Source organism: Streptomyces sp. Y309, from assembly GCF_056712025.1.
Genome location: NZ_CM160048.1, coordinates 2,764,903 through 2,785,710 on the forward strand (window position 1 = coordinate 2,764,903; position 20,808 = coordinate 2,785,710).

Annotated in this window: 20 protein-coding genes and 5 tRNA genes; 9 read left to right on the forward strand and 16 right to left on the reverse strand. The window is 72.3% G+C overall.

Features of this window, described 5'->3' with window-relative positions; all coding sequences use genetic code 11:
* Positions 1–581 precede the first annotated feature (581 nt).
* Positions 582–2,369, reverse strand: a complete 1,788-nt coding sequence (locus AC0KTA_RS10295) for a DAK2 domain-containing protein (RefSeq protein ID WP_481054812.1) — start codon at positions 2,367–2,369, stop codon at positions 582–584.
* A 285-nt stretch (positions 2,370–2,654) separates the two neighbouring features.
* Between AC0KTA_RS10295 and rpmB the strand changes: the two genes are divergently transcribed.
* The 3 genes from rpmB (at position 2,655) to AC0KTA_RS10310 (ending at position 7,460) form a co-directional block, all read left to right on the forward strand.
* Positions 2,655–2,840 carry a 50S ribosomal protein L28 gene (gene rpmB, locus AC0KTA_RS10300; RefSeq protein ID WP_030195073.1) on the forward strand — a complete coding sequence of 62 codons (186 nt, stop codon included), beginning with the start codon at positions 2,655–2,657 and terminating at the stop codon, positions 2,838–2,840.
* Positions 2,841–3,009: 169 nt separating this feature from the next.
* Positions 3,010–6,120: an AfsR/SARP family transcriptional regulator gene (locus tag AC0KTA_RS10305; protein ID WP_481054813.1), complete on the forward strand. Its 3,111-nt coding sequence runs from the start codon at positions 3,010–3,012 to the stop codon at positions 6,118–6,120.
* A gap of 83 nt (positions 6,121–6,203) precedes the next feature.
* Entirely contained in the window at positions 6,204–7,460 is a 1,257-nt protein-coding gene (locus tag AC0KTA_RS10310) for an FAD-dependent monooxygenase (protein WP_481054814.1), read from the forward strand.
* Here AC0KTA_RS10310 and thiD read toward each other — a convergent pair.
* Together thiD and AC0KTA_RS10320 are read right to left on the reverse strand one after the other, a co-directional pair.
* On the reverse strand, positions 7,433–8,227 hold the full coding sequence (gene thiD / locus AC0KTA_RS10315; protein ID WP_481054815.1) for a bifunctional hydroxymethylpyrimidine kinase/phosphomethylpyrimidine kinase: 795 nt from the start codon (positions 8,225–8,227) through the stop codon (positions 7,433–7,435). The two genes, AC0KTA_RS10310 and thiD, sit on opposite strands and share 28 nt — an antisense overlap.
* Positions 8,224–9,192 (reverse strand): thiamine-phosphate kinase, encoded by a 969-nt coding sequence (locus AC0KTA_RS10320; protein ID WP_481054816.1) that lies wholly within the window; start codon positions 9,190–9,192, stop codon positions 8,224–8,226. The genes thiD and AC0KTA_RS10320 overlap by 4 nt, the downstream gene beginning before the upstream one ends.
* Positions 9,193–9,419: 227 nt before the next feature.
* Here AC0KTA_RS10320 and AC0KTA_RS10325 point away from each other — a divergent pair, with 227 nt between their 5' ends.
* The gene (locus AC0KTA_RS10325) at positions 9,420–9,653 is read left to right on the forward strand and encodes an Lrp/AsnC family transcriptional regulator (RefSeq protein ID WP_016642988.1); all 234 of its coding nucleotides are present in this window, start codon (positions 9,420–9,422) and stop codon (positions 9,651–9,653) included.
* A 20-nt stretch (positions 9,654–9,673) separates the two neighbouring features.
* On the forward strand, positions 9,674–10,171 hold the full coding sequence (locus AC0KTA_RS10330; protein ID WP_481054817.1) for a DUF3515 domain-containing protein: 498 nt from the start codon (positions 9,674–9,676) through the stop codon (positions 10,169–10,171).
* A 39-nt stretch (positions 10,172–10,210) separates the two neighbouring features.
* On the opposite strand, the gene AC0KTA_RS10335 is transcribed toward AC0KTA_RS10330, so the two are convergent.
* The 3 genes from AC0KTA_RS10335 to AC0KTA_RS10345 form a co-directional block, all read right to left on the reverse strand.
* On the reverse strand, positions 10,211–11,392 hold the full coding sequence (locus tag AC0KTA_RS10335; RefSeq protein WP_481054818.1) for a D-alanine--D-alanine ligase family protein: 1,182 nt from the start codon (positions 11,390–11,392) through the stop codon (positions 10,211–10,213).
* Between the two features lie 91 nt (positions 11,393–11,483).
* On the reverse strand, positions 11,484–12,494 hold the full coding sequence (locus AC0KTA_RS10340) for an NAD(P)H-dependent glycerol-3-phosphate dehydrogenase (protein WP_481054819.1): 1,011 nt from the start codon (positions 12,492–12,494) through the stop codon (positions 11,484–11,486).
* Complete coding sequence (locus tag AC0KTA_RS10345) at positions 12,491–13,294, reverse strand: lysophospholipid acyltransferase family protein (RefSeq protein WP_481054820.1); 804 nt, start codon at positions 13,292–13,294, stop codon at positions 12,491–12,493. The genes AC0KTA_RS10340 and AC0KTA_RS10345 overlap by 4 nt, the downstream gene beginning before the upstream one ends.
* A 230-nt stretch (positions 13,295–13,524) precedes the next feature.
* Between AC0KTA_RS10345 and cofC the strand changes: the two genes are divergently transcribed.
* Together cofC and AC0KTA_RS10355 are read left to right on the forward strand one after the other, a co-directional pair.
* On the forward strand, positions 13,525–14,160 hold the full coding sequence (cofC, locus tag AC0KTA_RS10350) for a 2-phospho-L-lactate guanylyltransferase (RefSeq protein WP_481054821.1): 636 nt from the start codon (positions 13,525–13,527) through the stop codon (positions 14,158–14,160).
* Between the two features lie 39 nt (positions 14,161–14,199).
* A complete protein-coding gene (locus tag AC0KTA_RS10355) occupies positions 14,200–14,403 on the forward strand; it encodes a hypothetical protein (protein WP_481054822.1) in 204 nt (67 codons plus the stop codon).
* A 104-nt stretch (positions 14,404–14,507) separates the two neighbouring features.
* Here the strand turns inward: AC0KTA_RS10355 and AC0KTA_RS10360 are convergent, their stop codons facing one another.
* From AC0KTA_RS10360 to leuC, 4 genes are all read right to left on the reverse strand, one after another.
* Entirely contained in the window at positions 14,508–15,191 is a 684-nt protein-coding gene (locus AC0KTA_RS10360) for an HU family DNA-binding protein (RefSeq protein WP_481054823.1), read from the reverse strand.
* Between the two features lie 181 nt (positions 15,192–15,372).
* The gene (locus AC0KTA_RS10365; protein ID WP_481054824.1) at positions 15,373–15,609 is read right to left on the reverse strand and encodes an SCO5555 family protein; all 237 of its coding nucleotides are present in this window, start codon (positions 15,607–15,609) and stop codon (positions 15,373–15,375) included.
* Between the two features lie 298 nt (positions 15,610–15,907).
* A complete protein-coding gene (gene leuD, locus AC0KTA_RS10370; RefSeq protein WP_481054825.1) occupies positions 15,908–16,504 on the reverse strand; it encodes a 3-isopropylmalate dehydratase small subunit in 597 nt (198 codons plus the stop codon).
* A 6-nt stretch (positions 16,505–16,510) separates the two neighbouring features.
* The gene (leuC, locus tag AC0KTA_RS10375) at positions 16,511–17,935 is read right to left on the reverse strand and encodes a 3-isopropylmalate dehydratase large subunit (RefSeq protein ID WP_481054826.1); all 1,425 of its coding nucleotides are present in this window, start codon (positions 17,933–17,935) and stop codon (positions 16,511–16,513) included.
* Positions 17,936–18,126: 191 nt separating this feature from the next.
* Here leuC and ndgR point away from each other — a divergent pair, with 191 nt between their 5' ends.
* Complete coding sequence (gene ndgR, locus AC0KTA_RS10380) at positions 18,127–18,846, forward strand: IclR family transcriptional regulator NdgR (protein WP_189736846.1); 720 nt, start codon at positions 18,127–18,129, stop codon at positions 18,844–18,846.
* A 138-nt stretch (positions 18,847–18,984) separates the two neighbouring features.
* On the opposite strand, the gene AC0KTA_RS10385 is transcribed toward ndgR, so the two are convergent.
* Positions 18,985–19,443 (reverse strand): DUF4188 domain-containing protein, encoded by a 459-nt coding sequence (locus AC0KTA_RS10385; protein WP_481056376.1) that lies wholly within the window; start codon positions 19,441–19,443, stop codon positions 18,985–18,987.
* Between the two features lie 120 nt (positions 19,444–19,563).
* Here AC0KTA_RS10385 and AC0KTA_RS10390 point away from each other — a divergent pair, with 120 nt between their 5' ends.
* Positions 19,564–20,235 (forward strand): MerR family transcriptional regulator, encoded by a 672-nt coding sequence (locus AC0KTA_RS10390; protein ID WP_481054827.1) that lies wholly within the window; start codon positions 19,564–19,566, stop codon positions 20,233–20,235.
* A gap of 43 nt (positions 20,236–20,278) precedes the next feature.
* On the opposite strand, the gene AC0KTA_RS10395 is transcribed toward AC0KTA_RS10390, so the two are convergent.
* The 5 genes from AC0KTA_RS10395 to AC0KTA_RS10415 form a co-directional block, all read right to left on the reverse strand.
* A tRNA-Glu gene (locus tag AC0KTA_RS10395) sits at positions 20,279–20,351 on the reverse strand.
* Between the two features lie 23 nt (positions 20,352–20,374).
* A tRNA-Gln gene (locus AC0KTA_RS10400) sits at positions 20,375–20,446 on the reverse strand.
* A gap of 24 nt (positions 20,447–20,470) precedes the next feature.
* Positions 20,471–20,543, reverse strand: a tRNA-Glu gene (locus AC0KTA_RS10405).
* Positions 20,544–20,605: 62 nt separating this feature from the next.
* Positions 20,606–20,678: transfer RNA gene (locus AC0KTA_RS10410), tRNA-Glu, on the reverse strand.
* A gap of 56 nt (positions 20,679–20,734) precedes the next feature.
* Positions 20,735–20,806: transfer RNA gene (locus AC0KTA_RS10415), tRNA-Gln, on the reverse strand.
* Between the last annotated feature and the right edge of the window lie 2 nt (positions 20,807–20,808).

Below are 20,808 nucleotides of genomic sequence, written 5' to 3' on the forward strand. Positions count from 1 at the left end.
CGGGAGTTCGTCCTTCGGGCGGAGCAGGAGGGCTGGCGGGGTTTCGCCCTTCGGGCGGGGCGGGTGGTGGGCGGGACTTCGCCCCTTCGGGCGGAGCGGGAGGCGAGCGTTCGTCCTTCGAACGGAGCCGGGAGCCAACGGGTTTCGTCCTTGGGGCGGAGCGGGAGGCCGGCGTTCGTCCTTCGAGCCGAGGGGGGCGGGCGGGAGTTCGGCCTTCGGGCCGAGGGGGGGCGAGTGGGGTTTTCGTCCTTCGGGCGGAGCGGAGGGCGGGCGGGGTTTCGTCCAGCGGAGCGGGTGATGGGTGGGGCTTCGCCTTTCGGGCGGAGCGGGAGGCCGGCGTTCGTCCTTCGGGCGGAGCGGGGGGCCGGCGGGATTCGCCCTTGGGGTGGAGTGGGAGGGCGGGCGGGAGCTCGTTCTTCGGAGGGAGTGGGGTGGGTGGGCGGGGGAAGATAGCCCCTCCGGCGTTTGAGGAGTGGGGTCTGGGGCGGAGCCCCAGGAGAGGGCGGGTGGGTGGGGGAAAGAGCCCGTCCGGCGATTGAGGACGAGCGCGCAGCGCGGTGGAGGGCGGGTGGGTGGGGAAGTCACTCCACGCCGATGAGGAGCAGCGCCGACTGGGGCCCGCCCCGATACAGCACCGTGTCTACGGCCAGATGGCCGTCGCGTACGTGTTTCTCCAGCTCCTCGGCCACCGCATCGGACACCTCATCACCGAGGACCAACGTGACCATCTCGCCGCCCGCCGCCAACATCCGGTCGAGTACGGCCGCCGCGGTGGGCCCGACCTCCGGACCGATCACCGCCACGTCGCCGTCGATCAGGCCGAGCACGTCCCCGGCCTGGCAGATCCCCGCCGTCGTCCACGACTGCCGCTCGGCGACGGCCAGTTCGGCGTAACGGGTCGCCCCGGCGGCCGAGGTCATGACGACGACGTCCTCGTCGAAGCGGCGGTCGGGCTCGTGCACGGCGAGCGCGGCGATGCCCTGGACCGCGGAGCGGGTGGGGATCAGCGCGACCCGTACGCCTTCGGAGCGGGCCTGTTCGGCGGCGGCCGCCGCGGTGTGGCGCAGCTCGGCGTCGTTGGGCAGCAGCACCACCTCGCGCGCGTGGGCCCGCCGGATCGCCTCGACCAGCTCGCCACTGGCGGGCGGCTCGCCCGCGCGCGCGGGCACCGTGGTGGCCCCGGCCTCGGCGTACAGGGCGGCGAGGCCGTCACCCGGCACGACGGCGACGATGCCGCGCTGGGCGCGCTCCCGGGGCGGCGCCTGCGTCCGTACGGTGTGGGCGTCACCGAGACCGAAGTGGGTGATCCGGATGCGGTACGGCCGGCCCGCCTCGACGCCCGCCTCCACGGCCGCGCCCGCGTCGTCCACATGGACGTGGACGTTCCACAGGCCGTCGCCCCCGACGACCACGAGCGAGTCACCGAGCGCGTCAAGGCGTGCCCGCAGCCGGTCGACGGCCGCGTCGTCGGCTTCCAGGAGGTAGATCACTTCGAAGGCGGGGCCCGCCCCGTCAGGGGCGAGGTCGGCGCACGTGGCAGGCGCGACGGGCGTCGCAGGTTCGGTCGGTTCGGCGGGATCGGTGGGCACCGCCAGGCTCCCCCGGGGCGCGTGCCCCGGGCCCGGCTGGGCGCGGCCCGGCTGCACCCGCTCGGCAGCCTCCACGCGCGCGTGGCCGCCGCCCGCCGCCCCACGCGGCCGCACCGTCTCCCCTGAAAGCGCCCCCACCAGTGCGCCGAGAACCGCCACGAGGCCCCGTCCGCCGGCGTCCACCACGCCCGCGCGTCCGAGCACCGCGAGCTGACCCGGAGTCGCGTCCAGCGCCGTGCAGGCGCCTTCGTACGCCGCGCGTGCCACCGCGACACAGTCCGGCGAGGTGCCGTCCCGCGGGGCCCTCACCGTGGCATCGGCGGCTTCGGCGGCGGCCTTGGCGACCGTCAGGACCGTGCCCTCCACGGGGTGCGCCACCGCCCGGTACGCGGACCGGGACGCGCGGCCCAGCGCGAGCGCGAGGCGCGCGCCGTCCGCGTGAGGTGTGTCACCGTCGCTCTCCGCCGCAAGCACCTGCGCCATCCCCCGCAGCAACTGCGCCAGGATCGTCCCGGAGTTGCCGCGGGCCCCGATCAGCGCGCCGTGCGCCATCGCGCGCACCGCCTCGGCGAGCGCCGGCCTGGCCGGATCGAGGCCCGTGAAGACCGCGTCGACCGCCTGGGACGCCGACTCCATCGTCAGGTAGAGGTTGGTCCCGGTGTCCCCGTCCGCGACCGGATAGACGTTGATCGCGTCGATCTCCTCGCGGGCCTGCCCCAGCGCGTCCAGCGCGAGTGCGCTCCAGGCGCGGACTGCGACAGCGTCGAGGTTCTGCGGCAACTGTCGCCTCCTAGGAGCGTCACGGGACGTCTCCGTCGTGCGTACGGGACGCCTCCGTCGTGCGTCGCGGGATGGGACGCAGCGTAGACCTGGGACGGAGGGGAGGCCGGGGCGGGGCAGGGGCGAGACATGGTAGTTTCGTTGTACCGAAGCAGTCGTTGTATGCTGCTCCGGTTGCCCGATACGCATCGGGCCATTCCTCCTGGCAACGCCACTCCGATCATTGCACTGATCCCGGCATGCCGGGTTTAACCGTAAGTGCATCTGAAGTCTTTGGAGTGACCCGTGGCTGCCAACTGCGACGTCTGCGGCAAGGGGCCGGGCTTCGGCAACAACATCTCGCACTCGCACCGCCGTACGCCCCGTCGCTGGAACCCGAACATCCAGCGCGTGCGTGCCGTGGTCGGCGGGACGCCGAAGCGCCTCAACGCCTGCACCTCGTGCATCAAGGCCGGCAAGGTCTCGCGCTAACGCTTCCCCAAGCTCTTAATGAGCAGGGGATACCCCATTGCGCAGCCACCTAGCCGGTTGCTGAAAAGCCGGTCCCCCTTCGGGAGGGCCGGCTTTTTCGTACGCCCGCGCGGCCGCCCCGCCACAATCTGCGTCCGCCAGAATCTGCGCGCCTGCCAGAATCTGGCGGATGCGCTTCGGCATCCTCGGGCCCCTCGACGTCCGCACCCCCGACGGCTCCCCCGTCGACCCCGGCGGCCCCCGCCCCCGGGCCCTGCTCACCCTGCTCCTGCTGGACGCCGGCCGGAGCGTCTCCGCCGAGCGCCTGACCGACGGGCTGTACGGGGAGCGGCCGCCCGCCGGCGCCGCGAACGCGCTGCAGTCCCAGGTGTCCCGGCTGCGGAAGCGCCTGGGCGTGGACATCGAGACCACCGCCACGGGCTACCGCCTCGCCGTCTCCCCCGACGACGTCGACGCCCACCTCTTCGAACACCTGGCCCGCGAAGGCCGCCGAGCGCTGTCCTCCGGAGACCACGCCCGGGCCGCCGCCCTCCTCAAAGAGGCGCTCGGCCTGTGGCGCGGGCCCGCGCTCGCCGACCTGCCCGGTACGCACGCTCCCGGCACCCGGCTCGACGAGCTCCGGCTCGCCGCCGTGCAGGACCGCGTGGACGCCGACCTGGCGACCGGCGGCGGCCCCGGCCTCGTACCGGAGCTGCGAGAGCTGATCACCACCCACCCGCTGAGCGAGCGGCTGTACGGGCAGCTGATGCGGGCGCTGCACGCCGCCGGGCGGTCCGCGGAGGCCCTCGCGGTGTTCGACGAGGCGCGCGGCGTCCTCGCGCGGGAGCTGGGCGCCGATCCGTCGGCGGAGCTCGCCGCGCTCCACCTGGAGCTGCTGCGCGGCGCCGAGCCGGCCCGCGCGCCTGCCGTCCCCGCGCCACTCACCCCGCTGATCGGCCGCGCGGCGGAGCTGGCCCGCCTCCACGCCCTCCTCGACGACGCCCGCCTGGTGACGCTCACCGGCCCGGGCGGCACCGGCAAGACCCGGCTCGCCCTGGAGGCCGCGCGGGAGCGGGAGAGCGGGCGGGCCGAGGGGGCGCGGGGCGGCGGCTCCGAGAGCGTGTGCTTCGTGGAGCTGGCGCCGCTGGCCGACGGGGAGCGGGTGACGTACGCGATCCTCGGCGCCCTGGGCGTACGCGACGGGTTCCACGCGCGCGGGGGTGACGCCACCGAGCGGCTCCTTGCCGCACTGGAGGGGCGGGAGCTGCTGCTCGTGCTCGACAACTGCGAGCACGTGGTCGACGACGCGGCGCGGGTCGCCGGGCTGCTGCTCGGCGCCTGCCCCGGTGTCCGCGTCCTCGCCACCAGCCGGGAGGCGCTCGGCATCACCGGGGAGGTGCTGTGCCCGGTGCCGCCGCTCTCCGCCGGGCCCGCCGACCAGCTTTTCCTGGACCGCGCGGCGGCCGTACGCCCGGACTTCGCGGCCCGGAGGGGCGGGGACGGCGACCGGGAGCCACGGACGGGTGGGGAGGGCGGCCAGGAGCCGGTTCGGGACGGGCTCGTCCGGTCCCTGTGCGCCGCGCTCGACGGGCTGCCGCTGGCCATCGAGCTGGCCGCCGCACGGCTGCGCACCCTCACGCTCGACGAGCTGGCCGCGCGGCTCGACGACCGGTTCCGGCTCCTGTCGCGCGGCGACCGCACGAAGGCCCCGCGGCACCGCACCCTGCACGCCGTCGTCGAGTGGAGCTGGGACCTGCTCGACGACGAGGAGCGGGAGCTGGCCGCGCGGCTGACCGTGTTCCCCGCCGGGGCGACGCTCGACGCCGTCGAGGCGGTCTGCGAACTCCCGTACCCGGAGGACCTGCTGGCCTCGCTCGCGGAGAAGTCGTTCGTCGAGGCGGCGGGCGGCCGGTACCGGATGCTGGAGACCATCCGCGCCTTCTGCGCCCGTCGGCTCGCCGAGGCGGGCGACGAGGACAGGCTGCGCGCCGCGCACGCCTCGCACTTCCTGCGCCTCGCCGAGCGGGGCGCACCGCGGCTGCACGGCGCCGAGCAGCTCCCCTGGCTCGACCGGCTCGCCGCCGACCACGGCAACCTGGACGCCGCCCTGCGCCACCTGGCGCGCGCCGACCCGCACGCGGGCCTGCGCATGTTGGCCGCCCTGTCCTGGTACTGGCGGCTGCGCGGCCACTACGGAGAGCGCGCCTCGCTCGCCTCGGGCCTGCTGGCGGCCGTCGGACCACGGCCTCCGGAGGGGCTCGCCGAGGAGTACGTCCTGTGCCTGGTCAACACGATCGTGGGCGACGGCGACGACCCCGCCGAGCCGGAGCGCCTCGCGCGCGCCGACGCCCTGCTGGCGTCCCTGGAGGGGCCGTTGCGGCTGCCGTTCCTGATCGTGCTGTGGTCGCTGGTGGGCGGGCCGCAGCGGGCCATGGAGGAGCGGGTGCGCGAACAGGTCGGCGACCACCCGTGGGGGCGCGCTCTGCTGGACCTCGGGCGGGGCTTCCAGGAGCTGTTCGCCGGGCGGCCTCGGGACGCCGAGGCGGCCTTCGCGCGGGCGCTCGCGGCCTTCCGGGAGAACGGCGACCGCTGGGGCATGGCCAACTGCCTGGACCCGCTGGCGATGTTCGCCGACTGGCGCGGGGACCGGGCCCGCGCCCTGGCGCTCCTGGACGAGGGCCTCGCCCACGTCGTCGAACTGGGCGCCCCGGAGGAGACCGGCGACCTGCTGCACCAGCGCGCCACGGTCCTGCTGCACGGCGGCGCCCTGGAGGACGCGGCGGACCACTTCCGGCAGGCGGAGGAGCGGGCCCGCACCGTGGGCGTGCGCGACAAGGTGGCGACGGCGCGGCGCGGCCTGGGGGATGTGGCCCGGCTGCGCGGCGACACGGCACGCGCGCGTGCCTACTACGAAGAGGCGCTCCAGGCGTGCGCCGCCAACTGGTTCAGCGTGGCGGAGACCGCGCGCGTCTTCATCGGCCTCGGCCGCACCGCGCTCGCCGAGTCCCGCCCGGAGGAGGCCGCCGACTGGTTCGAGCAGGCCCGCGTGCTCGCCGTCGACGCCCCGGGCGTGGGCGAACTGGCCGAGGTCGCGGAGGCGTTGGCGGCCGCCGCGCCGCTCCCCCGGGACGCCGCCCGGCTTCTGGGCGCCGCGGCGGGCATCCGGGGCACGCTGGTCGAGGGCCACCCCGACGTCGTACCGGTCCAGGAGGCGGCTCGCGCGCGGCTGGGCCCGGCGGCGTACGAGAAGGCCTTCGAGGCGGGCCGCGGGGAAGGGGCGACGGTGGTGGGGCGCGACTGAGGGCACCCGCGGTCAGCCCGCCCGGTAAGCCGCCGTCAGCCGACGGTACGCCCCCGGTAAGCACCCCGGCCGAAGCTCGGGGCATGACGAACACACCGCAGCACCCCAAGCCCTTGGCCCACCTCGACGTCCTCATCTCCGGCGCCAGCGTCGCCGGACCCGCGCTCGCCCTGTGGCTGTCCCGGTACGGCGCCCGGGTCACCGTCGTGGAGAAGGCGCCCGCCCTGCGCGAGGGCGGCTTCGCCGTGGACTTCCGCGGCGACGTCCACCGCACCGTGCTGCGCCGCATGGGCATCTGGGACGAGGTCCACCGGCGCCAGACGCACATGGGCCGCCAGACCATCGTCGAGGCCGACGACAAGGAGCGGGTGGATCTGCCCGCGTTCCTGATGAGCGGTGATGTGGAGATCTTCCGCGGCGATCTCTCCAAGATCCTCCATGAGCGCACCAAAGACCGCGTGGAGTACGTCTTCGGAGACTCCGTCGCCTCGCTGACCGAGGACTCCGAAGGCGTCGACGTGACCTTCGACCACGGTGCTCCGCGCCGCTTCGACCTCGTCGTGGGTGCCGACGGGCTGCACTCCCACACCCGCCGTCTGGTGTTCGGCGACGAGTCGCGGTACCTGCGGTTTCTGGGCTACTACGTGGCGGGCTTCGACGTCCGCAACCACCTCGGCCTCGACCACACCGCCCGCATCTACAGCGAGCCCGGCCGCACCGTCATGATCAACAACTATGACGGCGACCCGGAGCGGGCAGGCGTCGGCCTGGTCTTCAGGTCCGAGCGGCTCGCCTACGACCGGCACGACCCGGAGCAGCAGAAGAAGATCCTCGCCGAGCGGTTCGCGGGCATGGCCTGGAAGCATGCCGCAGCGGCCCTGGAGGGCCTTGAGCGCGCCGAGGACCTCTACTTCGACGCCATCGCGCAGATCCACGTCGACCGGCTCTCACAGGGCCGTGTGGTCCTGCTCGGGGACGCCGGGTACGGCGCCACGATGGGCGGCATCGGGACGGGCACGGCACTGGTGTCCGCGTACGTCCTGGCGGGCGAGCTGGCGGCCTCGCGGGGCGATCACCGGGTCGCCTTCGCCGCGTACGAAGCGGAGATCCGCGACTACGCCAAGGGCTGCCAGAAGACGTCGGGCAACGCGGGGCCCTTCCTCGCACCGCCCACGGACAAGAAGATCCGCAGCCGCGACCGGGCGTACCGCATGCTCAGCTCCCGCTTCCTGGCGGGCTTCTTCAAGAGGCTGACGGAGAAGGCCGCGAGCAACCTCACGCTCAAGGACTACGCCCGGCAGCTGTCGGAGGACTACGCCTCCCTGAACCGCCAGCCGTGATCCACGGGCCCGATCCCGCCGCCGAGTGCGAACCCGGCGGCGATCGCCCCGGTGACGTACTCCTTGGCGGCCGCCACGGCCTGCGGCACGGTCTGCCCCTTCGCGAGCTGCGCCGCGACGGCGCTGGCGAGGGTGCAGCCGGTGCCGTGCGTGTGCCGGTTGTCGTGGCGCGGGGCGCGCAGCCAGTGCTCTTCGGAGCCGTCGGTGAGCAGGTCCACGGCGTCGCCGCTGAGATGGCCGCCCTTGACGAGCACCCACGTGGGTCCATACGCGAGGACGGCGGCCGCCGCGCGCCGCATGCCGTCCTCCGACTCGACCTCGACGCCGGTGAGTTGGGCGACCTCGTCGAGATTGGGCGTCGCGACCGTGGCGACCGGCAGCAGTTTCGTGCGCACCGAGTCCAGCGCGGACGCCGCGAGCAGCGAGTCGCCGTGCTTGGAGACGCCGACCGGGTCGACGACCGCGGGCGCGTCCGTGCCGGCGAGCAAGTCGGCGACCGCCTCGACGAGTTCGGCCGACGCGAGCATGCCGGTCTTCACGGCCTGTACGCCGATGTCGTCGACGACACTGCGGTACTGCGCCCGCACCGCGTCCACCGGCAGCTCCCAAGCGCCCTGCACGCCCAGGGAGTTCTGCGCGGTGACGGCCGTGATGACGCTCATGCCGTGCGTGCCGAGGGCGAGCATCGTCTTCAGGTCGGCCTGGATGCCGGCGCCGCCACCGGAGTCGGAACCGGCGACGGTGAGCACCCGCGGCGGCGCGGTCACTCGCCGCCCCCGTTCTCGCCGAAGTGGTCCCAGCCCGTGCTGCTCCAGGGCGCGCCGTCGACCGTGACCTGCGGCTGCGCCGAGGGGTTGAGGACCTCTCCGATGACCTTCCAGCGCGCGGGCAGCTTCACGTCGACCGGGAACGTCGCCACGATCGCGTGGTCCTCGCCGCCGTTGAGCACCCACTGCAGCGGGTCGACGCCGACGGCCTGCCCGATGTCGTTCATCTGCGAGGGCACGTCCACGTCTCCGGAGCGGATGTCGATGCGCACCTTGCTGGCCTCGGCGATGTGGCCGAGGTCGGCGATCAGGCCGTCGCTCACGTCCGTCATGGAGGTCGCGCCGAGCCCGGCGGCCGCGGGGCCCGCGTGGTACGGCGGCTCGGGCCTGCGGTGGGCCTCCACGAAGGCGCGCGGCGAGCGGAAGCCGCGCGAGAGCACCGCGTGCCCGGCGGCGGACCAGCCGAGCCAGCCGGTGACGGCGACGACGTCCCCGGGCTGGGCGCCCGCGCGCGTGACGGGCTCGTGGTTGCGCAGGTCGCCGAGCGCGGTGATCGAGACGGTGATGGTGTCGCCGCGTACGACATCGCCGCCGACCACGGCCGCGCCCGCGACCTGGCACTCGTCCCGCAGCCCGTCCATGAGCTCGATGGGCCAGCTCGCGGGGAGTTCGGCGGGCACGACGAGCCCGAGCAGGATGGCGGTGGGCACCGCGCCCATCGCCGCGATGTCGGCGAGGTTCTGGGCGGCGGCCTTGCGGCCGACGTCGTAGGCCGTGGACCAGTCGCGGCGGAAGTGCCGGCCCTCCAGGAGGATGTCGGTGCTGGCCACGACCCTGCGGTCCGGAGCGGCCACGACCGCGGCGTCGTCGCCGGGGCCGAGGCGTACGGCCGGAGTGGAGGTGAGCCGCGAGGTGAGCTCCCTGATGAGCCCGAACTCGCCCAACTCGCCGACGGTGCCCTTCATGCGCGTGCTGCTCCTTCTGCCACGGTCGCCGCGGTCCGCTTGCGGTCGCGAGCCGTCCCTGTCGTCGGTACGGTCGACGTGACCGTCAACCTCTGTTGTCCGTCTCTCTGCCCGTACGCCGTGATGTGCGCGCCACAGCTCCCCCAGGTCTCCCCGTGGCGAGCGGCGACGCGGTACCGTGGCGTCCCTTCTCCCCACATGATCCTCGTGGCCGCCCTGGAGGTTCCGTGGTACAGGCGTACATCCTGATCCAGACCGAGGTCGGCAAGGCGTCGACCGTCGCCGAGCTGATCGGCAAGATCCCGGGAGTGATCCAGGCCGAGGACGTGACCGGTCCCTACGATGTCATCGTGCGCGCGCAGGCGGACACGGTCGACGAACTCGGCCGCATGGTGGTCGCCAAGGTCCAGCAAGTGGATGGCATCACCAGAACCCTGACCTGCCCGGTCGTGCACTTGTAGCCCCCGTCTACCCTGGCCCGGTGAACTTCCCCCGTCTCCGGCGCCGCTGTCTCACAGGCACATCCGCTTTCGCACTCCTGATCGCGACAGCGGCCTGCTCATCAACGGACGACGAGACGTCGGTCGTGGTTCCGTCCCCGAGCGCGAAGGCCGCGGGACTCTGCCGTGATCTGCACAAGCAGCTCCCGGAGAAGGTCGACGGGCTCGGGCGCACCGACCCCGGGCCCAAGTCCGACCTGACCGCCGGGTGGGGAGACCCGGCGATCATACTGCGCTGCGGCGTGGAGCGGCCCCCGGAGATGCTCGACCCCGACGTGGCCAAGTCGGACGGCGTGAAGGTGAACGGCGTCGCCTGGCTGCTGCAGAAGCGCGACGACGGCTCGTACGTCTTCACCACCGGGCTGCGCCTCGCCTACGTAGAGGTGACCCTGCCGAAGGAGCGGACGGGGGACGGCCTGGGCCCGCTCACGGACTTCGCCGCCCCCATCAAGAAGACCATCCCCAAGGGTGTCGCCTGACCGTGCGGCGGGCCGTCGCATCCCCGCGCGGGCCGTTGGCTAGCGCAGCCCGGTGGACCGGCTGAGCGCCGCCTGGATGAGGCGGTCCACCAGCTCCGGGTAGCTCACGCCGCTCTTCTCCCACATCTGCGGGTACATGGAGATCGGCGTGAAGCCCGGCATGGTGTTGATCTCGTTGATGACGAACCGGCCGTCCTCGGTGAGGAAGAAGTCCGCGCGCACCAGCCCCTCGCAGGACGCCGCCTCGAAGGCCTCGACCGCGAGCCGCTGCACCTCGGCGGTCTCCTCGGGCGTCAGCGGTGCGGGCACCAGACCGGGCGTCGAGTCGATGTACTTCGCCTCGAAGTCGTAGTAGTCGTGCGCCTGCACCGGCGGGATCTCGGCGGGCACGCTGGCCCGGGGGCCGTCCTCGAACTCCAGGACACCGCACTCGATCTCGCGGCCCCGGAGCAGCGCCTCGACGATGATCTTCGGGTCGTGCCGCTGGGCCTCGGCGATGGCCTCGTCGAGGCCGTCGAAGGAGTCGACCTTCGTGATGCCGATCGACGAGCCCGCGCGCGCGGGCTTGATGAACAGCGGCCAGCCGTGCTCGCCCGCGAAGTCCGCGATGCGCTGGCGGGCCTTCTTCTCCTCGCGCTGCCACTCACGCGGCCGGATCACCAGGTACGGGCCGACGGGCAGCCCGAAGGAGGTGAAGACCCGCTTCATGTACTCCTTGTCCTGGCCGACGGCCGAGGCGAGCACGCCCGCGCCCACATACGGCACGCCGGACAGCTCCAGGAGCCCCTGGAGGGTGCCGTCCTCGCCGTACGGGCCGTGCAGCATCGGGAAGACCACGTCGACCTCGCCGAGCGCCTTGGGCACGGCGCCGGGCTCGCTGTGGACGACCTCGCGGTCGCCCGGGGCGAGGGGCAGGACGACGCCGCCGGCGCGGGACTCGGCGAGCTCCGCGACGCTCGGGACCTTGCGGTCGGTGATGGCCATCCGTTCCGGCTCGTCGGCCGTCAGGGCCCAGCGCCCGTCCGTCGTGATGCCGATGGGCAGCACGTCGTACTTGTCGCGGTCGATGGCGCCCAGCACGGCACCGGCGGTGACCACGGAGATGCCGTGCTCCGAGCTGCGGCCGCCGAACACGACGGCCACACGCGGCTTGCGGAGTGGCTGCTCGGAACCCGGCGCGGGGCTCTGCTCAGGGCTCTGGGGGAGGTTCTCGCTGCTCATATCGCGTTGAGCGTACCCGCTGGACCGGACTGGTCCAGTGTCCCGCCGGTGTCCCGCCACGACCGGCGGGTCGGCGGCGCCGCCGGAGGGCTCAGCGCCGTTCCGGCTTGGCGCTGCGCGACATCAGCTCCTTGAGCGCGACCACCGGCGGCGTGCCCTCGTGCACGATGCCCACGACCGTCTCGGTGATCGGCATGTCGACGCCGTGCCTGCGGGCCAGATCCAGCACGGACTCACAGGACTTGACGCCCTCCGCGGTCTGCTTGGTGACCGCGATGGTCTCCTGCAGGGTCATGCCCTTGCCGAGGTTGGTGCCGAAGGTGTGGTTGCGCGAGAGCGGCGACGAGCAGGTGGCCACCAGGTCGCCGAGGCCCGCGAGACCCGAGAACGTCAGCGGGTCCGCGCCCATGGCGAGGCCGAGCCGGGTGGTCTCGGCGAGTCCGCGCGTGATGAGCGAGCCCTTGGCGTTGTCGCCGAGCCCCATGCCGTCCGCGATGCCGACGGCGAGTCCGATGACGTTCTTGACGGCGCCGCCCAGTTCGCAGCCGACCACGTCGGTGTTGGTGTACGGGCGGAAGTACGGGGTGTGGCAGGCGGCCTGCAGGCGCTGCGCAACCGATTCCTCGCGGCAGGCGACCACGGCGGCGGCGGGCTGGCGGGCGGCGATCTCGCGGGCCAGGTTCGGGCCCGTGACGACGGCGATGCGCTCGGCCGGGGCCTTGGTGACGTCCTCGATGACCTCGCTCATGCGCATGGCGGAGCCGAGCTCGACGCCCTTCATCAGCGAGACGAGCACCGTGTCGGGGGCGAGCAGCGGCGCCCACGCGGCGAGGTTGCCGCGCAGCGTCTGCGAGGGCACGGCGAGCACGGTGAAGTCGGCGCCGTCCGCGGCCGCTGCGGGGTCGGTGGTCGCGCGCAGGTTCCGCGGGAGTTCGACGCCCGGCAGATAGTCCGGGTTGGTGCGGGTGGAGTTGACCGCTTCGGCGAGTTCGGCGCGGCGGCCCCACAGCGTGACGTCGCAGCCGGCGTCGGCCAGGACCATGCCGAAGGCCGTCCCCCACGAGCCGGTTCCGAAGACGGCGGCCTTCAGGGATCGGGTCACTTGCTCTCCTCCGAACTGCCTTGCTCCGTACGGCTGCTGACGCCTTCGGCGGCCGGTGCGGCACCGGTCTCCTTGGCCTTGAGGCGCTGCGCGAGCCGGACCTCACGCGGGTCGTAACGCTTCTGCGGGGCCTTCTCGCCGCGCAGTTCCTCGAGCAGCTCGGTGATGGCCGCCATGATGACCTCGGTGGCCTCCTTCAGGAGGTCCGGGGTCATCTCCTTGTCGTAGAAGCGCCGCAGGTCCACCGGCTCGCCGACGAGCACGTGGTGCGTCTTGCGGGGCAGGAGCTCGGGCTTCTTCGCGTACGGCGCGAGCACGTGGTTGGCGCCCCACTGGGCGACGGGCACGACCGGGCACTTGGTCTGCAGCGCGACGCGCGCGACGCCCGTCTTGGCCGTCATGGGCCACAGGTCGGGGTCGCGGGTGAGGGTGCCCTCGGGGTAGAACGCGACGCATTCGCCGCGCTCGACGGCCTCGATGGCGGCCCGGAAGGCGCTCAGCGCGTTGGTGGTCTCGCGGTAGACCGGGATCTGCCCGGTGCCCCGCATGAAGGCCCCGACGAAGCCCTTCTTGAAGAGCCCGTGCTTGGCGAGGAAACGCGGAACCCGACCGGTGTTGTACTGAAAGTGGGCGTACGCGAGCGGGTCGAGATGTGAATTGTGGTTCACGGCGGTGATAAAACCGCCGTCGGCCGGAATGTTCTCCATTCCCCGCCAGTCCCGCTTGATCAGAACCAACAGCGGCGGTTTAGCGATGACCGCCGCCAGGCGGTACCAGAAGCCGATTCTGCGGCGGGACACTCGGACACCTTCCTCCATGAGCCTGGTCGGCCGCACAAGTGTCGCCCCAGGCTGCCGTCCTGTCGAGAACACCGTACGCCCACCCGTCCGCCCGCCCCCCTGCACTCCCCTGCGTGCCCCGCCCCGCCGCGGACCCGCGCGCCGCACCGGCGCCCGCCCCCGCACCCCGGCCCCCCGCCGCTCCCTTCCCGCAGGTCACAATGGGCCGCACCGAAGGACGGAGCCCCGGCGTGCAGTGGACCCTGGTGATACCGCTCAAGCCCCTGGAGCGGGCCAAGAGCCGCCTCGCGCCCGCCGCCGGCGACGGCCTGCGGCCCGCGCTGGCCCTGGCGTTCGCGCAGGACACGGTGGCCGCGGCGGTGGGCTGCCCGTCGGTACGGGATGTGGTGGTCGTCACGGACGACGCCCGGGCGGGCCGCGAACTGGCCGCGCTCGGCGCCCGCGTCGTCCCGGACGCCCCCGGGGACGGGCTGAACGCCGCTCTGGCGCACGCGGCGGACCATGTGCGCGCCAGGCGCCCCCGGGCGCCCGTGGCGGCCCTCAACGCCGACCTGCCCGCGCTGCGGTCCCGCGAATTGGCCCGGGTCCTCGATGCCGCCGCCCAATTTCCCCGGGCTTTTCTCCCGGATGCCGCCGAAATCGGCACGACCCTGCTCTCCGCGGCCCCCGGCACGGAATTGCGTCCCCAATTCGGCACGGGCTCGCGCGCCCGCCACCGGGGCTCCGGCGCGACGGAACTGGGCGTCGGTGACGTCGGTTCCGTACGCCAGGACGTGGACACCGGCGACGACCTGCGCGCCGCGCTGGCCCTCGGCGTGGGCCCGCACACGGCCACCGCGGCCGCCGGACTGCTGATCCCGGACTGAGCCCGGGCCGCCGATCCCGTGACTGAGTACGCTTCCCCCATGCAGGCCACCGCGTACACGTACGACCCCGATACCCGCACCGGCAGCGTCCTCCTCGACGACGGCACCCCCGTCCCCTTCGACGCCCCGGCCTTCGACGCGGGCGGCCTCCGCCTCCTCAGGCCCGGCCAGCGCGTACGCCTCGAGACGGCCGGCGAGGGCGAGGAGCGCCGCATCACGCTGGTCACCCTGCAGACGTTCTAGCGCCGCCACGGCTGGCCGGGCGGGCCCCGGCAAGGCCCCGAAACGCGCCGCGGGCCGGACTCCCCTCGGGGAGTCCGGCCCGGCGCGTGAGTGCCCCTGTGCCCTTACTTCTTGCGGGCGGTGGCCTTCTTGGCGGTGGTCTTGCGCGCCGTGGACTTCTTGGCGGGCGCCTTCTTGGCCGTGGCCTTCTTGGCCGGAGCCTTCTTGGCCGCCGCCTTCTTGGCGGTGGTCTTCTTGGCGGTGGTCTTCTTCGCCGTCGCCTTCTTGGCCGTGGTCTTCTTGGCCGTGGCCGCCTTCGCCGCCTTCTTGGCGGGCGCCTTCTTGGCGGTGGTCTTCTTGGCGGTGGTCTTCTTGGCCGTGGCCTTCTTGGCGGTGGTCTTCTTCGCCGTCGCCTTCTTGGCGGTCGTGGCCTTCTTGGCCGCGGCCTTCTTGACGGTCGAACGGGTGGAAGTGCCACCCGACAGGCTGCCCTTGGGCGCCTTCTTGACCGCGACGTCGTTCTTCGGGAGCTTCTTCGAGCCGCTCACCAGGTCCTTGAAGCCCTGACCCGCGCGGAAGCGGGGCACCGAGGTCTTCTTGACCCGAACGCGCTCCCCCGTCTGCGGGTTGCGGGCGTACCGGGCCGGACGGTCGACCTTCTCGAACGAGCCGAAGCCGGTGACCGAAACACGGTCCCCGCTGACGACGGCACGGACGATGGCGTCCAGAACCGCGTCCACGGCGTCGGCGGCCTGCTGACGGCCACCGACCTTGTCGGCAATCGCTTCTACGAGCTGCGCCTTGTTCACGTCTTCCCCTTCGGAGACATAGCCGGGAGCGAAATACTCCGGCTTTTTCGCACGTTAGGCAGATATATACCGCAAATCAAACACGAAACGGGCTAATCACCCTTGTGCCGCAACGACCTGGACTCTCGAGGAGTTCCTCGAAGGCCCGTTGGGGCGCGGACGACCCGTTGAGGCCTGCCGCTCAGCCGTCTTCAGGGATTCGGCCCTCGTCGACCTCGTCGAGGTACGCCATCAATCGCTCCAGACGCCTTGCCGCATCGGCGAGATCGTGTTTGGCCGCGGCCGTAATGACCAGCAGCTTCCGGGTCAGCGCCATCCGTACGCCCTCCGGGACTTGCAGTGCGCGCACCCGGGAGTGCGCTTCCTTCAACTGGTCCGCCACGAGTCCGTAGAGCTCGAGTTGGTCGTCGCGTCCCATGCACCGATTGTGCCATCTGGGGCGAGTTGTCGCCTCCGCAGGGGGTAACTACCCTCCTCCGGCGCCCATCCGAGGATACCCGCACCCGCTGCGTGCAAGGGGATTTCCGGCCTCTTCTCCCCTTCGGATCAAGGCAGTTGAGACCACCCGTTCAGGTCATCGCGGGGCATATGGGGGCCGGACACAGATGTACCCCCAACCGTCCACGGATGGGGGTACATCGGGTGCCGGACGGTCCTGGAACCGGTCGGCCAAGGGGTGCTGAGAGGGCCGGTTCCGGCCACCCCGGTGCGGCGTCTCAGGCGGCCTGCACGGTGCGCGGCTTGTGGGCCGGGCGGCGGGCCTCGTACGCCGCGATGTCCTGCTCGTTCTGGAGCGTGATGCTGATGTCGTCCAGGCCGTTCAGAAGCCGCCAGCGGGCGTTCTCGTCCAGCTCGAACCCGGCCGTCACGCCTGGGGCGCGGACTTGGCGTTCGTGCAGGTCGACGGTGATCTCGACCTGCGGGTCGGCCTCTGTCAGGGCCCACAGCTCGTCCACGGTGGACTGCTCCAGAACCACCGTGAGCAGGCCGTTCTTGAGCGAGTTGCCGCGGAAGATGTCGGCGAAGCGGGAGGAGACGACGGCCTTGAAGCCGTAGTTCTGCAGCGCCCAGACGGCGTGCTCACGGGAGGAGCCGGTGCCGAAGTCGGGTCCGGCGACAAGCACCGTGGCGCCCTGCCGTTCCGGCTTGTTGAGCACGAAGTCGGCGTCCTTGCGCCAGGCCTCGAAGAGCCCGTCCTCGAAGCCGTCCCGGGTGACCTTCTTCAGCCAGTGGGCGGGGATGATCTGGTCGGTGTCCACGTTGCTGCGGCGCAGCGGGACGGCCCGGCCGGTGTGCGTGGTGAAGGCTTCCATGGCTGATCAGACTCCGGCGGTGGTGGGGGCGTCGGCGAGGTCGGCGGGCGAGGAGAGCCGGCCGGTGACCGCGGTGGCGGCGGCGACCTGCGGCGAGACCAGATGGGTGCGCCCGCCCTTGCCCTGGCGGCCCTCGAAGTTGCGGTTGGAGGTGGACGCGGAACGCTCGCCGGGGGCCAGTTGGTCGGGGTTCATGCCCAGGCACATCGAGCAACCCGCGTGCCGCCATTCGGCGCCCGCGGCGGTGAACACCTTGTCCAGGCCCTCCTCGACGGCCTGCAGGGCGACCCGCACCGAGCCGGGCACCACCAGCATCCGTACGCCGTCGGCGACTTTGCGTCCCTCGAGCACGGCGGCGGCCGATCGCAGGTCTTCGATACGGCCGTTGGTGCACGAGCCTACGAAGACGGTGTCCACCTTGATGTCGCGCAGCCGCTGTCCGGCGCTCAACCCCATGTATTCCAGAGCCTTTTCGGCGGCGAGCCGCTCCGAAGCGTCCTCGTACGAAGCCGGGTCGGGGACGTCGGCCGACAGGGGCAGGCCCTGGCCCGGGTTGGTGCCCCAGGTGACGAACGGCGCAAGGGCGGTGGCGTCGATGTAGACCTCGGCGTCGAAGACGGCGTCGTCGTCGGTGCGCAGCGTCTTCCAGTACGCGACGGCCTCGTCCCAGTCCGCGCCCTGCGGGGCGTGCGCGCGGTCCTTGATGTACGCGAAGGTCGTCTCGTCCGGGGCGATCATGCCCGCGCGGGCGCCGGCCTCGATGGACATGTTGCAGATGGTCATGCGGGCCTCCATCGAGAGCTTCTCGATGGCCGGGCCGCGGTATTCCAGGATGTAGCCCTGGCCGCCGCCGGTGCCGATCCTGGCGATGATGGCCAGGATCAGGTCCTTGGCGGTGACGTCCTCGGGCAGTTCGCCGTCGACGGTGATGGCCATGGTCTTCGGGCGGGCCAGGGGCAGCGTCTGGGTGGCGAGCACGTGCTCGACCTGCGAGGTGCCAATGCCGAAGGCCAGCGCGCCGAAGGCGCCGTGCGTGGAGGTGTGGGAGTCGCCGCACACCACCGTGGTGCCCGGCTGGGTCAGTCCCAGCTGCGGTCCCACGACGTGGACGACGCCCTGCTCGACGTCGCCCAGCGGGTGCAGCCGGACGCCGAACTCGGCGCAGTTCTTGCGCAGCGTCTCGAGCTGGGCCCGGGAGACCGGGTCGGCGATGGGCTTGTCGATGTCGAGGGTCGGGGTGTTGTGATCCTCGGTGGCGATGGTGAGATCGAGGCGCCGCACCGGCCGGCCCGCCTGCCGGAGGCCGTCGAACGCCTGGGGGCTGGTCACCTCGTGCAGCAGGTGCAGATCGATGAAGAGGAGGTCGGGCTCGCCTTCGGCGCGCCGGACGACGTGGTCGTCCCAGACCTTCTCCGCGAGAGTCCTACCCATCGCTTTCCCTCCGACCGGCGTCGCGCGCCGGCCCAACTAGAGAATTCAGTTCGCCGACGCCGTCCCCCTCGTGACTTCCGCACCGGAACGTCGGCCGCGTGCCCGTTGGTCCGCGGACCGCTCCTACAGAGTGGCGGGTTCCCGGATTTTTTGAACTTGCGTTTCACAGAGTGAGACGCGAGTATCGTTGCATGGACAACTCTAGCGGCGTAGGCGTTCTCGACAAGGCAGCCCTTGTCCTGAGCGCTCTGGAGTCCGGTCCCGCCACCCTTGCCGGGTTGGTCGCGGCCACCGGGCTGGCACGACCCACGGCCCATCGTCTGGCCGTGGCTCTGGAGCACCACCGGATGGTGGCGCGGGACATGCAGGGCCGGTTCATTCTGGGCCCGCGCCTGGCCGAGCTGGCCGCGGCGGCGGGCGAGGACCGCCTGCTGGCGACGGCGGGGCCGGTGCTCACCCATCTGCGGGACGTGACGGGCGAGAGCGCGCAGCTCTATCGCCGGCAGGGCGACATGCGCATCTGTGTGGCCGCCGCCGAGCGGCTCTCGGGCCTGCGGGACACGGTTCCGGTCGGTTCGACGCTCACCATGAAGGCGGGTTCGTCCGCGCAGATCCTGATGGCCTGGGAGGAGCCCGAGCGGCTGCACCGCGGCCTGCAGGGCGCGCGCTTCACGGCGACGGCGCTGTCGGGTGTGCGCCGCCGCGGCTGGGCGCAGTCGATCGGTGAGCGCGAGCCGGGGGTGGCGTCGGTGTCGGCGCCGGTGCGCGGCCCGTCGAACCGCGTGGTGGCGGCCGTCTCGGTGTCCGGACCGATCGAGCGCCTGACGCGCCACCCGGGCCGGATGCACGCCCAGGCGGTCATCGACGCCGCCGGCCGCCTCTCCGAGGCCCTGCGCCGCACGGGGGGCTGACCCCCGCACGACGCGCAGCCAGCGCACGGAACGCCCGAGGGGCCGCCTCAACGCCGCGGCGGCCCCTCGGGCGCTTCTCATATCCCCCCGCTCCCATATCCCCGCTCCCATATCCCCCGCCAGTTCCCCAGGCCCTCCTCAGACCGCCTCGAGGCGGTCGGCGGCCCTGTCTCCCCTGCGGCCGACCGGCACCACGCCCGTGGCCTTGGCCAGGCCGAACTGCGGCATGTTGACGTACACCGCCTCATGGGCGCCGGCCGGCACGACGTACGTCTCGTGCCAGAAGCCGACCTTGCCCTTGCCCTCCCGCATCCGGCGGTTGAAGGCGGCCCAGGCGGGCCGGTGCTCCATGCCCTGAGCGGACGCGTAGGCGAGCAGCTTCTCCGGCGACTCCCAGTACTGGACCACGTACAGCAGCCGTGGGCCGCCGAACAGCAACTGATGGCCCAGCATCCCGAGCTCCCGGTCCTTGGACAGCTCCTTGAGCATCCGCGGCATCGCCCGGAAGACGGGCCACCAGCTGCGCAGGGCACGGAAGTTGTTGATGCGCATCCCGATGGTGAAGACGGTGACGCCGCCCCGCGCGTCGGCGGTCATGCGCCCTTCGATCGGCTTGCTGCTCACGATGATTCCCCCTTCGCCGTGTTGGATAGCTTCGCTATCCATGATTGGATAGTGTCACTCACCAAGTGGATGCGCAAGAGGGGAAGCGGGCCGATGAGACTGGCGGAGCTCAGTACGCGCAGCGGGGTCTCGACGGCCACGATCAAGTACTACCTGCGCGAGGGCCTGCTCCCGCCGGGCCGCCGCGTGACGGCGACACAGGCCGAGTACGACGAGAAGCACCTGCAGCGACTGCGCTTCGTGCGGGCGCTGATCCAGGTGGGCCGGGTGCCGATCGCGTCGGCCCGGGAGGTGCTCGCCGCCCTGGAGGACGACTCCCTGGACCACAACTCCCGCCTGGGAGTGGCGGTCTGGGCACTCCCCCACGGCCCCGAGGCCACCCCCGGAGACGGGGGCCGCGGAGACGGCGCGGACACGGCGGCCGCGCGGCGCACCGTCGACGCACTCCTCGAAGGGGTCGACTGGGAGTACGCGAGGGGGTACGGGGCCGACGCTCCGGCGTACCGGATGCTGGTGACCGCGGTGGGCACGCTCTCCCGGCTCGGATATCCGTGCGCCGTCGAGGACTTGGCGCCCTATGCGCGGGCGGGACGTCAACTGGCCGCCGCGGACCTGGACTTGCTCGAGCGGTACGACTCGCCGGACGAGCAGCTGGAGGCGGCGGTCGCACTGACCGTGCTCTACGAACCGGTGCTGCTGGCGCTGCGCCGCATCGCGCAGGCGGAGGAGTCCAACCGCCGCTTCGGGCGGGGCGCCGGGGAGTGACGACGAAGGGGCCCTCCCTTGCGGGAAGGCCCCTTGTCTCGCGTACCCCCGACCGGATTCGAACCGGCGCTACCGCCTTGAGAGGGCGGCGTGCTAGGCCGCTACACAACGGGGGCCTGCTGGTACTGCCGTTACTGCGCTGGGCTACCAGGACTCGAACCTAGAACAAAGGAACCAGAAACCTTCGTGTTGCCAATTACACCATAGCCCACTGGTGGTCTAGACCAGACCACAGTACCCCCGACCGGATTCGAACCGGCGCTACCGCCTTGAGAGGGCGGCGTGCTAGGCCGCTACACAACGGGGGCTCTAGCGATCCTGCATCGTGGTCAGTGGGTGCGACCCGTACTGTCCTCGCGGGAAGGATCTGTACCCCCGACCGGATTCGAACCGGCGCTACTGCCTTGAGAGGGCAGCGTGCTAGGCCGCTACACAACGGGGGCTTTGCGGATGCTGTCACTCTTGAACGACAACCGCGGTTGCAGATGAGCTCTGCGAGCTGGCCTACCAGGACTCGAACCTAGACTAACTGAACCAGAATCAGTCGTGCTGCCAATTACACCATAGGCCATC

Coding starts and splice junctions, on each gene's coding strand:
- AC0KTA_RS10305 (WP_481054813.1), top strand. CDS start 3,010: ATGCGCTTCGGCATCCTCGGGCCCCTCGACGTCCGCACCCCCGACGGC.
- AC0KTA_RS10310 (WP_481054814.1), top strand. CDS start 6,204: ATGACGAACACACCGCAGCACCCCAAGCCCTTGGCCCACCTCGACGTC.
- ndgR (WP_189736846.1), top strand. CDS start 18,127: ATGGACAACTCTAGCGGCGTAGGCGTTCTCGACAAGGCAGCCCTTGTC.
- leuD (WP_481054825.1), bottom strand. CDS start 16,504: ATGGAAGCCTTCACCACGCACACCGGCCGGGCCGTCCCGCTGCGCCGC.
- AC0KTA_RS10335 (WP_481054818.1), bottom strand. CDS start 11,392: ATGAGCAGCGAGAACCTCCCCCAGAGCCCTGAGCAGAGCCCCGCGCCG.
- leuC (WP_481054826.1), bottom strand. CDS start 17,935: ATGGGTAGGACTCTCGCGGAGAAGGTCTGGGACGACCACGTCGTCCGG.
- AC0KTA_RS10390 (WP_481054827.1), top strand. CDS start 19,564: ATGAGACTGGCGGAGCTCAGTACGCGCAGCGGGGTCTCGACGGCCACG.
- AC0KTA_RS10365 (WP_481054824.1), bottom strand. CDS start 15,609: ATGGGACGCGACGACCAACTCGAGCTCTACGGACTCGTGGCGGACCAG.
- AC0KTA_RS10320 (WP_481054816.1), bottom strand. CDS start 9,192: ATGAAGGGCACCGTCGGCGAGTTGGGCGAGTTCGGGCTCATCAGGGAG.
- AC0KTA_RS10355 (WP_481054822.1), top strand. CDS start 14,200: ATGCAGGCCACCGCGTACACGTACGACCCCGATACCCGCACCGGCAGC.
- AC0KTA_RS10385 (WP_481056376.1), bottom strand. CDS start 19,443: ATGACCGCCGACGCGCGGGGCGGCGTCACCGTCTTCACCATCGGGATG.